This window comes from Pedobacter sp. AC163 (genome assembly GCF_979258665.1).
The window spans coordinates 1,433,972-1,447,947 of record NZ_OZ409872.1 but is presented as its reverse complement, the minus strand read 5'-3'; the positions used below and the strand labels follow the sequence as shown (position 1 = coordinate 1,447,947).

Annotated in this window: 9 protein-coding genes; 6 read left to right on the top strand and 3 right to left on the bottom strand. The window is 39.7% G+C overall.

Translation table 11 applies throughout. The features are described 5' to 3' along the window. Nucleotides 1-2 precede the first annotated feature (2 nt). The 3 genes from ACZZZK_RS05980 to ACZZZK_RS05970 are packed head-to-tail and all read left to right on the top strand — an operon-like array spanning nucleotide 3 to nucleotide 3,229. The gene (locus ACZZZK_RS05980) at nucleotides 3-1,085 is read left to right on the top strand and encodes a zinc-binding dehydrogenase (protein WP_463483351.1); all 1,083 of its coding nucleotides are present in this window, start codon (nucleotides 3-5) and stop codon (nucleotides 1,083-1,085) included. Further along, nucleotides 1,085-2,302, top strand: coding sequence for an MFS transporter (locus tag ACZZZK_RS05975; RefSeq protein WP_463483350.1), 1,218 nt, complete (start codon nucleotides 1,085-1,087; stop codon nucleotides 2,300-2,302). The genes ACZZZK_RS05980 and ACZZZK_RS05975 overlap by 1 nt, the downstream gene beginning before the upstream one ends. A 27-nt stretch (nucleotides 2,303-2,329) precedes the next feature. Continuing rightward, nucleotides 2,330-3,229: an alkaline phosphatase family protein gene (locus ACZZZK_RS05970; RefSeq protein ID WP_463483349.1), complete on the top strand. Its 900-nt coding sequence runs from the start codon at nucleotides 2,330-2,332 to the stop codon at nucleotides 3,227-3,229. Between the two features lie 141 nt (nucleotides 3,230-3,370). Here the strand turns inward: ACZZZK_RS05970 and ACZZZK_RS05965 are convergent, their stop codons facing one another. The 3 genes from ACZZZK_RS05965 to ACZZZK_RS05955 are packed head-to-tail and all read right to left on the bottom strand — an operon-like array spanning nucleotide 3,371 to nucleotide 7,483. Next, nucleotides 3,371-4,249: a heparin lyase I family protein gene (locus ACZZZK_RS05965; RefSeq protein WP_463483348.1), complete on the bottom strand. Its 879-nt coding sequence runs from the start codon at nucleotides 4,247-4,249 to the stop codon at nucleotides 3,371-3,373. 49 nt (nucleotides 4,250-4,298) lie between these two features. After that, on the bottom strand, nucleotides 4,299-6,278 hold the full coding sequence (gene hepC / locus ACZZZK_RS05960; protein WP_463483347.1) for a heparin-sulfate lyase HepC: 1,980 nt from the start codon (nucleotides 6,276-6,278) through the stop codon (nucleotides 4,299-4,301). Nucleotides 6,279-6,280: 2 nt separating this feature from the next. Continuing rightward, nucleotides 6,281-7,483 carry a glycoside hydrolase family 88 protein gene (locus ACZZZK_RS05955; RefSeq protein ID WP_463483346.1) on the bottom strand — a complete coding sequence of 401 codons (1,203 nt, stop codon included), beginning with the start codon at nucleotides 7,481-7,483 and terminating at the stop codon, nucleotides 6,281-6,283. Nucleotides 7,484-7,809: 326 nt separating this feature from the next. On the opposite strand from ACZZZK_RS05955, the gene ACZZZK_RS05950 reads away from it, so the two are divergent. The 3 genes from ACZZZK_RS05950 (at nucleotide 7,810) to ACZZZK_RS05940 (ending at nucleotide 13,976) form a co-directional block, all read left to right on the top strand. After that, nucleotides 7,810-8,763 (top strand): ROK family protein, encoded by a 954-nt coding sequence (locus ACZZZK_RS05950; RefSeq protein ID WP_463483345.1) that lies wholly within the window; start codon nucleotides 7,810-7,812, stop codon nucleotides 8,761-8,763. 168 nt (nucleotides 8,764-8,931) lie between these two features. Continuing rightward, nucleotides 8,932-12,099: a SusC/RagA family TonB-linked outer membrane protein gene (locus ACZZZK_RS05945; RefSeq protein ID WP_463483344.1), complete on the top strand. Its 3,168-nt coding sequence runs from the start codon at nucleotides 8,932-8,934 to the stop codon at nucleotides 12,097-12,099. An 11-nt stretch (nucleotides 12,100-12,110) separates the two neighbouring features. Next, on the top strand, nucleotides 12,111-13,976 hold the full coding sequence (locus ACZZZK_RS05940) for a RagB/SusD family nutrient uptake outer membrane protein (protein WP_463483343.1): 1,866 nt from the start codon (nucleotides 12,111-12,113) through the stop codon (nucleotides 13,974-13,976).

Below are 13,976 nucleotides of genomic sequence, written 5' to 3'. Positions count from 1 at the left end.
CAATGAGTTATGCGAAGCTAGCCGCATTTAGTGGACATGGAGAGCCCATGGAAATTTTGGAAAGAGAAATCCCAAAACTTGGAGATGGGGAGATTTTGATCAGAAATCTTTATACTACAATATGTGGAAGTGACCTGCATACTTATTGTGGCTTAAGGCACGAAAAGGTTCCCACTGTTCTTGGACATGAAATTGTTGGAGAGATCGTATCGTTTTCACATAAACATTCCCAGCAAGATCACTTGGGTAATCTTCTTCAAAAGGGTGACCGAGTAACCTGGAGTATATTTTCTTCAGATCCTGATTCGGAAATGTCGAAGTTGGGAATGCCGCAAAAAGGAGACAAACTGTTTAAATATGGCCATGCCCAGATCACAACAGAAGATTCATTGCATGGTGGATTATCAACCCACTGCATACTCAAACCAGGCACAGCTGTTTTAAAAGTTGATCTTGATGTGCCTTTAGCCGTTGCTGCAATAATTAACTGTGCAGTGGCAACTGTATCTGGTGCGCTAAGGCTTGCCGGAGATTTGAAGAACAAAAATATCCTTATTACGGGCAGCGGCCTTTTAGGAATGGTCTGTTCCGCAATGTGTAGTGAGCATGGTGCAAAAGCCATTCACATGGCAGATATAAATGATGCAAGGTTAAGAGTAGCGAGAAAGTTCGGGGCGACAGATGTGCATTTATTGAACGACGGATCAAGTGCTCTTCCCGAATCAATTGATATCGCCTTCGATATGAGTGGTTCAGTTGAAGCCATGGAAAACAGTTTGGGAAGTTTAGCTATTGGGGGAACAGCCATCTGGATCGGAGCTGTATTCAAAACCAGAAAACTACAACTGGACCCCGAGTCAATCATCCGCAAACTAATTACGATCAAAGGGCTCCACAATTACAACTATGATGATTTTATCTCCGCGGTAGAATTCATCAACCATCATCATGATGATTACCCTTTTAAGGATGTTGTTGCAAAAGAGTTTAATCTATATCAAGCTGATGAAGCTTTTGCCTATGCGGTAGAACATAAGCCACTCCGGGTGGGAATTAATCTGGAAGATTTAAAAATCAATTTATAATGGATAAAAAATTCCGGGTTCAGCAATGGAAAATGTTGCTTATTACCATGTTCTGCTACTTGTTCTTCTACACCGGCAGGCACAATTTCGGATGGGCAGCAAAGGGAATGGCTTCAGATTTGAATATTCCTTATGCAACAATCGGTTGGATTAGTTTCGCGATGTTAATTGGTTATTCAATAGGTCAGCTGATTAATGGCAATCTTGCTGATCGGCTTAGTGCAAGAATTATGGTCACTACTGGTGCATACCTTTCCATTATGACCAATGTTGCAATAAGCTTTTCTAGCAATCCAACCTTAATCATGATTTTATGGGCGTTGAACGGCTACTTTCAGTCGATGGCATGGGCACCCGGTGCTAAACTGATTAATAACTGGTGGAGTGAAGAGGAACGTGGCAAGGCATTTGGATTTTATACAATGGCTGCTGGTCTTTCCTCTGTGGTAACCTATTTGCTTTCCATCATCTTGTTACAACAAGGATATGAATGGAGAATGCTATTTCGCCTTCCTGTACTTTTACTGCTGATTTCGGCCACTGCTTTTATGATTATTGCCAGAGATAAACCCGAAAAGACTTCGAGAAAAGTGATCAAAGAAGAAGACGAGTTAAGCTGGGTGGAGCGTTATCGCAAAGTATTGGGTAATAAGAAATTTATGATTGCCACACTTGCCTTCGGCTTTGAAAGTATGGCACGATACGGACTTATATTTTGGGTTCCTGTTCATTATCTGGGAGGAAATTGGAAAGAAAATCCGGGAAACTTATGGGTAACATTCCTATTGCCTGTAGGAATGGCGGCCGGTGCACTAACCTTTGGCATGCTCTCTGACAGCATATTTAAAAAAGACAGGATAAAAGCCATCGCCTTTGGGATGCTGGTGAGCGCTTTCATTGCAGGATTAGTTTACATTTCACCTGTGCACAATCTGGTTTTGGGAGGCACGCTGATGTTGCTTGCTGGTTTCTTTGTTTATGGCCCACAGGCATGCTTCTGGCCACTAAGTCCGGATTTGTTGGGTAGTAATTTAACGGGTACCGGCATAGGTTTTATGAATATGACAGGATATATGTTCGCTGCATTTGGAGAACCAATTCTGGGCTATGCTATCGATATCACCGGAAGTACAAATAGTATCTTCATCATTATTTCCGTTTTATGTATATTATCTTCAATAAGTGTCTGGGCAGTCCGTTTTGTGAATAAGAGGTAGGTTTTGTTCAATGTAAATTTTAAAAATATGAAATCTCTAAAAATTGTATCTATTCTGTTGATTTTTTTCATGACATCTGTATCAACAGTTTTTGGCCAACGTGTAGTCATTATCGGTTTAGATGGCTTTTCATCTGAAGCGTTTAGTAAAATACCACATCCAAACATTGATAAACTTTTTGCTAAAGGACTCATTTCTCTGGATACCAGACCGGTAATGCCATCCGTAACGCTTCCAAACTGGACTAGCCATTTTTCTGGATCTGGTCCTGAAGAACATGGTGTTACCAGTAACAGCTGGACCTTAAATAAGCACGAGCTTCAGGCTTCGGATGTAGACAGTGAGGGATATTTTCCTTCCATTTTCAAGATTTTGAAAGATGCTAAACCAGGGATTAAAACTGCATTTTACTACAATTGGGCTGAGTTAATCAATTCGATGAATAAAAAATATTTAGATGTAGCCTCATTCGAAGAGAAAGATGGATTTGCTGATAACTATAAATCAGCCGGGCAATTTATTCTGGATAACAAAAAAAGTCCACAACTCGTTTTTTTATATAGTGTGAGAATTGACCATGCTGGGCATGGCTTTAAGTGGATGTCTAACGAATACATTGAGGCGGTTAAAGAAGCAGACCAGGCTATTGGTGAATTTGTTAAGAAATTGGAAGTGAATAATCTGGCCCGGGATACATATTTTTTACTTATCACTGATCACGGCGGTAAAGGAACTGGCCACGGAGGTGTGAGTATGGAGGAAATGCAAATTCCCTGGGCAATTACCGGACCCAAAATAAAAAACTCGGGTATTGCTCAAATTTATAACAGTAACAGAAACACTTCGAGAGTAATAGCCGAAATCTTTGGTATTAAAAGTTTTCCTAAATCCTGGACTGCGATACTACCGGATGGTATTTTTAAGTAGCATTTCTGTTGGCCCTAAGTTCATCTTTTTGTCGAGGGCTTTTGGATTTATTTTTCCTTAAAGTAGATTAGAATAATTTCGAAATCAGTTTAATTTGTTTAGCCAAAAAGATCAATTTCTAGTTCTATTGGATGGGGTATCCTATTGTAGCGGCAACTTGATAATTCTGATATTATCATGGTAAGCAATACGCGTTAAAGGCGCTTGAGTTACATAAACTCCCCATTTAATGTAACCTACATTTCCAATACTTACATCGCCGGCAAACGTGTGATAGTTCGTTTTTTCGTCAACCATGGTATAACTTGTTTGTCCTGGAAGCTTCATATAGGTTTTCATATAGCCTGTATTATTGTTTGCCCATAGTACATCTACCCTGAAATTTAACCATTGATTTACATATGGACGCAAATCAGTAATAATGTCTTTAATAGAGGTAGAACCTTCATATCTTAAACGCATTGCATTTCTTGCTGTTCGAAATTGTAATGGAACACCAGATCCGGATGTAGAATTGCCTGATACTTTAAGTTGGTAGATAGTTGTTTCGTAGGTTGGCCCGGAAACCCAGGGCGTCCAGTCCTTTAATAAAATACTGAATTCGTAACGACGTTCATCGCCAGGAAAAAACCTTGCCTGCTGTATAGCTATTGCATCACTTTCACTTCTTATGTTTCCATCAGAATTATAGGTGGTATCGCCATAAACTATTTTGTGCGCAATGGCATAACCGCTACCATTTCCTGCTGGGTTGATCATGTAGGCGGCATCTGCAGCACTCGCATGCGTAGCCGTCAAACCTGTAATTCCTGAATCAAAGGTACCAGTTTCGTAATTTACATTTAAGATAGTGTCGCCATTATTAAATATATCACCCGCTTTTTTAACATTGTTTTTATTACTCAAAGATAGTGTTTGAACACTACCTTGGCTGTCAACAATGCTTTCTTTTCTACAAGACACCGCTATTAGTGTAAAAAATATCAGATATTTCGGCGATATAATATTTACGTTTTTCATAGGTGCCTATGGTTAGATTGAGTTTATAATAAGGTAGAACAAATAATCTCTACTGATTAATATTGGTTTTAATGTTCTGACCTTTTCCGTTTATCATCAATGAGAAATCTATTTTACCTTGGACAAAGTCATTTCCAGTATTTTCTTTCATTGTTATTTCTGGTGCTTTTTTACCAGTAAAAGGGTAAATCACACTGATGAAATATTGTGTTGTTGAATCTACCTTCCGTTTTTGGAAAGCTACCGCTGGTCGAGGCATTTCTTTTCTATACTCGTAAGAAACTTTACTTTGCTCTTCCAACAAAGTCACTTTATCTGAATTGAGTGATTGGATCAACAAGTTGTTAGCATCATTATAAGTGGTATAAACAAGGTTTTTTGATTTATCGTAAACTGGTTTGGCATCTTCTTTCAAATGAAAGCGTACATCCAGTTTTCCTGTTGCAGAACCGATTGCTCTATCAATAATGATGAAATATTTTTTATCAATGAAAAGAACAGTTCGCTTATGATCTAAATCCTTATAACTGGGGTTGGTAAATGTCAATACATCCATCATTTTACCCAGTTTCCATTTATTTTGCTTAGCATTTGTAATCACCATATTCTGATCATTCAAAGTAAGTGTATTATGCATTTTGGTTTGGCGGTACTCTTCACGAAGTTTATTAATTTCTGCATCGCCGCTGTAGACAAAAGCGCCAGCATCAGGCATAAAATTTCTACCTTTCACATAAAGTTCAAAGGTTCCATTATCAGGCTGTGCATGGAATTCTCCCGGTGGGCTTGCCTTCAAAACCATTACTGTCGATTGATTATTCCACCCATTCCTGAACGTATAAAAACCTGCATTGCTTGATGCGTGAGAGAGGTGATCAGGAAGTTCTCCTTCTTTTCCTTCTGTGGCAAAATATTGGATTACTTTATTCTTCGGAAAGCTTTTAGCCCAGGCCTGATACAATTTTATTCTTCCAGACTTGTCAGCAATCCAGGAATCGCCAAACATCGGCGCATTATAATCCGGGAATGAGAAATCAATATTGGCCATGATCATACGCTCAATGGTTTCGCTAAAACTTTCAGGAAACTCACTTTCAACCCCGGCCATTTTTGCTGCATTGTAACCTTTAAGAAAAATATCGATGGATGCGACGTGGTAGGCCGGGGATAACTCATATTGCACACCGTCGGCATAAACCTGTTTTTTGATTTCGGTATTTAAAACATCAATACCGCTCTTTCTCCAGAATGGCGATGCTTTAAACTCAGGGAAAAATGACCCTGCAAACAATATCCTTTGTGCTTCGAATAACAGGTGATTTCCCTCTTCAGAATAATGTTGTGGAATATAATCTGCTTGCTGATGGAAAGACTTTAAAAATTCCATTAAAAATGCTGGCGTAAATTCAGATGATGATAGAAATAAATTGAAAGTTCCAGGTAAGCTTTGTATTCTTTCAGAAACTTCAAGCGGCCTCCAGGCGTAGGCATCATTATCTGCCGATAAACCTAATGGATTTTTCTTTACCCAGTCACGGAACTGAAAAACCCATTCCCTGGTATATTTCTCATCACCGCTGCTTCGATAAGCCAAACCCATTGCTTGCCACCAGTATACACGATGCAGCTGCCATTTTACCTCATTGTCTTTAACCGGCCAAAGTTGCCAGTTGATATCTTGTCCATAATCAAAAAAACCATATCCCTTGTGGGGTTGAAATTTGTGCAACAATGCGTTATCTGCCTTTTGCTGATTCGCATTCCCTATAGATTTTCCTCTGAAACGCTGCTCATCTCCAATATTGAATTCAGGATGGCGAATAGTTTTTCGGTTGCGATAATAGCTTAACAGTTCTTGAGCAGCTTCAACGTACTGCTTGGACTGAAAGCGTTGATTTACTTTCTCTAACCCTGGATAGGTCAGATTAATATCAATGAAGTCTTCTTTTGAAATAGGGCTTTCCTGAGCCCTTAAACTTACAAAGGGTACTGCAACGATGGTGAGAATGATGAAAATATTTAATTTCATGACTAAGGTTTTTTAATTGATTGCAAATCAATTTTCTTGATTTCTTTATATCGTGTCAGTGCTTCCAGATAATAATAATCTGCATAATCAAGTGGGGTATCAATTTCTGAATTATAAAGGAAAGCACCAACACTGTGTTTTAAAATAAAATATTTGTTTTCACCAGGTTTCGCTAGATAATCATCAGATGAAAGTGATTTCAATATATCTTCCGCATAGGTGAAGTATTTCTGGCCATCTTTAACCTGAGTGCTCAGTTCCAATAATCCAGAAGCAATTACTGCTGCAGCCGAAGCATCTCTCGGCGCTCGCTCTGCGGTGTCCAGTGCATTGTGGACATCAAAATCCCAGGCGGGTACTTTATCTTTTGGCATTTTTGGGTGATTCATGATAAAAGATGCAATATGTTCGGCCTGAGCCAAAAATCTCTCGTCTTTTGAATTGGCATAGCACATGGCGTATCCATACAATCCCCATGCTTGTCCGCGGGCCCAAGCCGATTCATCAGTCAAACCTTGGTGTGTTGCCTTTCGAATAACCTTACCTGTTTTCGGATCATAATCTACAACGTGATAAGAGCTAAAATCTTTCCTGAAATGGTTTTTTATAGTGGTTAATGCATGGGCATTGGCGGCGTTGGCATAGCTGGGCTGTTTTAAAATGTCTGAAGCCCAATATAAATATTCCAAATTCATCATGTTATCAATAATAACCGGATAATTCCACCAGGCGAAGTCCCATGATCTGATCACTCCGATTTTAGGATCGAAACGGTTCAATAAATGCTTTGCGCCATCTTTCAGTGCTGGAAGATATTCTTTGTCTCCAGTGATGCGATACGCATTTCCATAAGAACAGTAAAGCATAAAACCAACATCATGGGTATTGGTGATATACCTTGCCGAATCTAAGGCTAAAGTAAATCGTTTGGCATCAGCTGCCAGCGTTTTATCTCCCGTAAGTTCATAGCCATACCATAACGAGCCTGGAAAAAATCCGGTTGTCCAGTCTTTGTACGGAGCCAGCCTTACGGTTCCATCGGGATTAACCGAACGCGGATTTTTTCCCGGCCTGTAGGTATTTGCAGCTTTCTTTAGTTGAAACTCGACTACTTGTGTTGCTTTGGAAAACCACTGCATTTCTTGTTGTGCGTAACTTTTAAAGCTGCATGCACTAATAAGGAATATGTTAAGGACTTTTTTCATCAGAGAGATTTATATTTTTGCTGGTTAAATAAACTGCTTAATAAGCAATTGTGAAGTTAGGCCAGGCAAACGGTTTCCGATTTCGATTTTCGTTAAAATGCTTTAGATTTTGATCAAAAAGGGTTTTCAATGGAAAGCTTTAAAAACGCATGCTTTGGTTAGATTTTTCTCATCTACCAATTGTAATTATTGTACAAAACCTAAATACTTTGGGCTAAAATTGAAAGTATAAGTTTCGAAATGCATGTACTTTAGGGTTTGATTATGTTCAATACCGCAAGGGTATACTAATCATAAATTATCTCAACCTAAATAACTGTTTTAATATGAACCATTTAAATGCAATAGGTATAGACGTTGGCGGATCTTCCATCAAGTGCGGAGTTGTAAATGCCCATGGTGAAATTTTATATACAACAACTGTTTCGCTGAAAAACGTTAAAACACACAGTGCTGTAATCGGCCACATGACCGAAGTAATTAATGATTGTACCAAAAGATATGCTGATAGCATTCTTGGGGTTGGTGTAGGATTTCCCGGTATCATTGAGGATAATATAGTAATTGCAGGTGGAATCAATCTACCGGGGTTTAGAAATGTAGAGCTGGGGAATATTTTAAAACTGATTACGCGAAAAAACATCATCATTGATAATGACGCAAACCTTATGGGGCTCGGTGAGCTCACCTACGGTGCAGCGAAAGACTGTAGTGACGCGGTATTTATTACTGTGGGTACCGGAATAGGAGGCGCTGTATTAATTGATGGTAAACTTTACGGTGGGTTTAAGAACAGGGGAACCGAACTGGGGCATATCATCGTAAATCATAAAGGTAAGGCCTGTGCATGTGGGGCCAGGGGATGTTTGGAAGCCTATGCTTCTGTTACTGCAATGGTCAATCACTATCAAGCTATTAGTAAAGACGCTCCTGATCATGTTGATGCTAAATATATCGTTAGTCGGTACATGTTGAGGGAAAGTGAGGCGATGGAAGTGATGGAATCTCATTTCGATTACATGGCTACAGGAATTGTAAGTTTTATCAATCTGTTCAATCCACAAAAAGTAATTATTGGTGGGGGCATTAGTGAGTCTGGTTCCTTTTATACCAAAGAGATTGAAAAACGGGTATTGGCATTGGCCATACCCACAGGACCAGGTGCTGCCCAAATTGTTGCTGCTAGCCTTGGTAATAAGGCTGGATTGTTGGGCTGTGCAGCAAACGTATTTCAAAAATACGGTGCAACCGAACCTGTTATGCAGAAGATGATCATCTAACAGCATTATTAACCAATTTTGATACTGATTTAATCAAATTTAAAACTCATAATGAATTCGAAAACCTAGATTCGTTTTCGGTAATGATTGACTATTTGCAATCGAACTTCGGCAAATACAATATCTAAATAGCTAACCAATAATATATACCAAACTAACCTAACTAAAATGAAAAAAATCGTACTTATGCTATGTTTGCTATGCTTAGTTGCAGTATCGCAAGCTCAAACTGTGATTACGGTAAAAGGCGTGGTTCGAGATGGAACTAACCAACCAATCCCAGGTGCGACAATTCTCGAAAAAGGCACGAAGAACGCGGTGATATCTTCACAAAATGGATCCTATCAAATTAAAGTGCCCGCAAATGCCATACTTGTTTACAGGTACGTGGGATCAAAAATGATAGAAATCAGTGTGAATAACAGAACTGATATCAATGCAAAATTGCAGGACGAATCCAATACACTTAACGAAGTTGTGGTTACAGGCTACGGACAGGAAACTACCCGCGGAAGTCTAACAGGGTCTGTCTCATCCATCAGTGGAACTGAAATTGCTAAAGTGCCTGTACAGAACGTTGCCCAGGCATTGCAGGGAAGAATTGCCGGGATGCAGGTTACCGTGGGTAGCGGAGATCCTGGGGCTGAGCCATCGATTAAAATTAGAGGGGGAACTTCGATTACGCAAAGTAACGAACCTTTATACGTGGTGGATGGTGTACCACAAACGGAAGGGTTGGCTTTTTTAGATCCGATGGACATAGAATCGATTGATGTATTGAAAGATGCTTCTGCCACTGCTATCTATGGCGCCCGTGGGGCCAATGGCGTGGTTTTGGTAACCACCAAAAAACTTAAAGGCGGGAAGACCACTATAAACTATGATGGATACGTAGGTGCAAGAATTACAAGCAAATATTTGCCTGTATTGAGTCCGCTTCAATATGCGCAGTATGCTTACGAAAATTCAGTTCGAGATGCCACCAGGCTTCAGCGATTTATCAATACCTATGGCTCTTTTGATTCCCTACAGATCAATTATGGCAACAGACCTGGAATAAACTGGCAAGATGAGGTGTTAGGTAAAACGGTTATGAACCAGTACCATAAAATTAGCATCAACGGCGGTAACAGCGAAATCAGATACAATCTTTTCTATTCCAAAAATAACAATGATGGACTATTATTGAATAGCGGTGCAAATAAGGATATCGCTAAACTGACGGTAACCAACAATATCGGGAAAAAGGGGGTAGTGACAGGCATTGTAAATTATTCGAATCAGGCAATTTATGGAACTGGAGGAACACAAACGGGAGGTAATGCCCGGTTAAGTTTTCTGCAAACCTTACTTCAGTATCGCCCGATAAACGGAAAAAATAACAATGATCTTGATTTACTGGATGATGCCATTGATCCGTTGGATAACCAGGGGAATCCAGCTTTTCAAAGTCCTCTGATTGCGCTCAATTCTCGCCAGATTAAACAATCAATCAAAAGTTTAAACGCCAGTGCAACTGCAAGGTACAATATTCTCGATCACCTTACTTATAACGGTTTGATTAGCTATACCAGCCAAATCAATAAGATTAAGACATTCATCGATGCGGCTAACATTCAGGCGATTCGTGCGGGTGGACCTAGCGGAAGCATTAGTGATGCACTCGCCCAACGCGTTTCCTTTAATAATGTGTTAACGTATGCCAACACATTTATGAAAGACCATAAAATGGATATTTCAATCGGCCAGGAATATATTTATAATTATTTGGAAAATTTTTCAGCATCAGCAAGTGGCTTTCCGCCTGTTAATAATGGTTTTGATAATCTCGGCGCTGGTACTGTGGCGGGTTTTCCAACATCTTATGCCGAAGATGATAAATTGCTTTCTTTCTTCGCGAGAGGAAATTATGCCTACAAAGGCAGGTATCTATTGAGTGCTTCCTTAAGAAGAGATGGCTCTTCTAAATTCGGATCGGAAAATGTATTTGGTTATTTTCCTTCGGCTGCATTAGCCTGGCGGATTATACAGGAACCTTTTATGGAAGGCAACAAAATTTTCTCTGATTTAAAGTTACGTGTGAGTTATGGAAGTTCTGGTAACAATCGGATTGCAAACTATGCTTCACTAAGTACATTTGTTACGGGTAATTATCCTTTAAACAATCAGATTATCAGCACTGCTTATCAGTCTAATTTATCTAATCCATTTTTAAAGTGGGAAACGGTAGTGCAGCGTAATGTGGGTTTGGATTTAGGTTTATGGAAGCAAAGAATAACCCTTACAACAGATATTTACGATAACCGTTCAAAGGACCTATTATACAATACCCGGATTCCGGCCAGTTCTGGATTTACTACTCAGCTCCAGAATATTGGTGAAACATCAAGCAAGGGAATCGAATTTACGCTGAACACGGTGAATATCCGGAATGCCGCTTTTCAGTGGAATACCAATTTCAACATTGCATTCAGCAGAACAAAAGTTTTAAAATTGAGTAATGAAGAAAATTCGTTACTGGTGAGCAGCTATAATACTTCTTTTAATGATTATATTTTGCAGGTTGGACAGCCTGTTGGTATCATGTACGGTTACATCGGTGATGGATTGTATCAGGTAAATGATTTTAATTTTAACTCGACTACCAATACTTATACATTAAAAAGTGGTGTGGTAAACAATGGAACCGTGGTGCAGCCAGGTTATGCCAAATACGCAGATATAAGTGGTCCGAATGGTACTCCAGATGGCCTGATTAATGATTTTGACCGTACTGTTATCGGAAATGCGAATCCTAAGTTCACGGGTGGTATTAACAATAGCTTTAGTTATAAGGGAATTGACCTAAGTGTCTTTTTGGATTTCACTTATGGCAATGATATCTACAATGCCAATATCCAAAACAATCTGGCCATAACAGGTGAATACAATAGTAATCTTGCTTTTCAGGCCGATAGATGGACCAATATAAATGCGTCAGGGCAATTGGTAACCAATCCTGCGGAACTAGAAGCATTGAACAGTGGAAAAAATACAGTTGCCTCTATTGCTGGTGTTACTGCAGGTCGGTTAACCCGATATGCTATAGAAGATGGCTCTTTTCTAAGGATCAACAATGTGAGCTTAGGTTATACCTTTCCAAAGAAATGGTTGGAGAAAGTAAAAATCAAAAATGCCAGAATCTATTTCACTGCGTATAATCTGCATGTATTTACAAACTATTCTGGTTATGATCCGGAAGTAAGCGTGATTAATAATCCATTAACGCCTGGGGTAGATTTCAGTGCCTATCCGAGAGGAAAATCTTTTGTAGCTGGATTAAGTTTGTCCCTTTAATATCGATCGAAATGAAAAATATAAATATCAACATCAGAATGATTTTAGTGATTGGTTTAATTGCACTGATGCCATTGGTTTCCTGCAAAAAATCGATTGAAACCACCCCGTATTCTGCGTTTACATCAGCAAATTATTTTAGATCTGTGAGTGAAGCTTACTCGGCCACCTTGGGTGTTTACGAGGCAATGAAAAGTCCAAATACCTATGCCTGGAACATTCCATTGGTATTTGATGCCGACACAGATATCGAGTTTTTGAGCCCTGGAACTACCGTGAACGACTTTAGAGAGGTTTCGCATTATTATTACCTGGCTGGAAATTCAATGTTTTACAATACATGGTCAACGCTATACGCAGGCATTGATCGTGCAAATGTGGTTATTGAACGTATTCCGCAAATGGATTTGTTTACTAGTGGATCGGCTGCTGAAAAAGCTGATCTAAATAGGATGTTGGGCGAAGCAAAATTTTTAAGAGGATTTTACTACTCAGAACTGATTCGGCTTTGGGGCGATGTACCATTTAAAACAAAAAGTTCGGTTACCGGAGATGACTTAAGATTAGCCCTTACCGATCGTTTTGTAATCTATGAGCAGGTAATGAAGGATATGCAGGAAGCTATTGCCGTGTTGCCGGCATCTCTTCCAATTGATGAGCGCATTAACAAATTTGGGGCGAAAGCAATATTGGCACGTGTGGCGCTATTTGCTGGGGGATATTCGTTAAGGGCAAATGGTACCATGCAAACGGCAAATGATTACGCGAAATATTATCAGATAGCCCAAACGCAGGTAAATGAAGTGATTGCATCAGGACTGTACCAATTGAACAGCAGTTATAGCCAGGTCTTCAAAAATCAATCGCAGCAGGTTTTCGAGCCAAAAGAGAGTCTTTTTGAAATTTCTTTCTACACGCCCACCGTTACCACAACCTCGAGTTCAAGCTTTGGCTATTTTAATGCCGGCTTAACTGCCAACGGTCTTTATAGTAGTACATTAAATAGAGTTTTTGTTCCAGCCTCTTTTTATACCAGTTTCGATAATGGCGACCTTCGTCGTGATTTTTCAATTGCCAGGTACAGCCTGGATGCAAATGGAAGCCGTGTACCACTGTTAACCGCCAGACAAGATGAAACCTGGACACCTGGGAAGTGGAGCCGCGAGTATCAGAAAAACTCAGCTTTGGAAAGAAGCTACACTAACATCAACTATGTTGCCATGCGTTATGCAGATGTTTTGCTGATGAAAGCAGAGATTGATAATGAATTGAATAACGGGCCCACGATAGAAGCTTACGATGCAATTAATACGGTGAGGAGGAGAGCTTATGGAACCAACACAATGGGAAGTGCAATTACGATTACACTTGCTGCGGGTGGAACTGGTTACACAGCCGCTACAACAATTAGCATCACAGGTTCTGGCGTTGATGCTTATGCAGTACCCGTAATTACATCTGGAAGAATCTCAGCAGTAACTATTTTAAATTCTGGCAGTGGCTATACAACACCACCAACCCTTACCATTAACGGTGTAGGTACGGGCGCTGTATTAACGGCTGGCCTACAACCCAAGCGTACAAACGCAACTGTAGATTTACCAACAGGATTGTCTAAGGATGCATTTCTGCTAAGAATTCAAAACGAGAGAGCATGGGAATTGTGCTTCGAAGGTATGCGCAGATCTGATTTGATTAGATGGAATTTACTTGGAGATAAGATAAAATCAACCCAGGATGCTGTTAAAGCGATACGTTCACAGTATGCTTATGTAGCGAGTACAAACTTTGTGAAGGGTAAACATGAACTTTATCCACTGCCACAAAATGAGTTGGATGTAAACAAAAATATTACCAGACAAAATCCAGGATTTTAA

Bases quoted from the DNA above. Each gene is read 5' to 3' on its own strand.
- hepC (WP_463483347.1), bottom strand. From the start codon at position 6,278: ATGAAATTAAATATTTTCATCATTCTCACCATCGTTGCAGTACCCTTT.
- ACZZZK_RS05945 (WP_463483344.1), top strand. From the start codon at position 8,932: ATGAAAAAAATCGTACTTATGCTATGTTTGCTATGCTTAGTTGCAGTA.
- ACZZZK_RS05955 (WP_463483346.1), bottom strand. From the start codon at position 7,483: ATGAAAAAAGTCCTTAACATATTCCTTATTAGTGCATGCAGCTTTAAA.
- ACZZZK_RS05975 (WP_463483350.1), top strand. From the start codon at position 1,085: ATGGATAAAAAATTCCGGGTTCAGCAATGGAAAATGTTGCTTATTACC.
- ACZZZK_RS05940 (WP_463483343.1), top strand. From the start codon at position 12,111: ATGAAAAATATAAATATCAACATCAGAATGATTTTAGTGATTGGTTTA.
- ACZZZK_RS05970 (WP_463483349.1), top strand. From the start codon at position 2,330: ATGAAATCTCTAAAAATTGTATCTATTCTGTTGATTTTTTTCATGACA.
- ACZZZK_RS05980 (WP_463483351.1), top strand. From the start codon at position 3: ATGAGTTATGCGAAGCTAGCCGCATTTAGTGGACATGGAGAGCCCATG.
- ACZZZK_RS05950 (WP_463483345.1), top strand. From the start codon at position 7,810: ATGAACCATTTAAATGCAATAGGTATAGACGTTGGCGGATCTTCCATC.
- ACZZZK_RS05965 (WP_463483348.1), bottom strand. From the start codon at position 4,249: ATGAAAAACGTAAATATTATATCGCCGAAATATCTGATATTTTTTACA.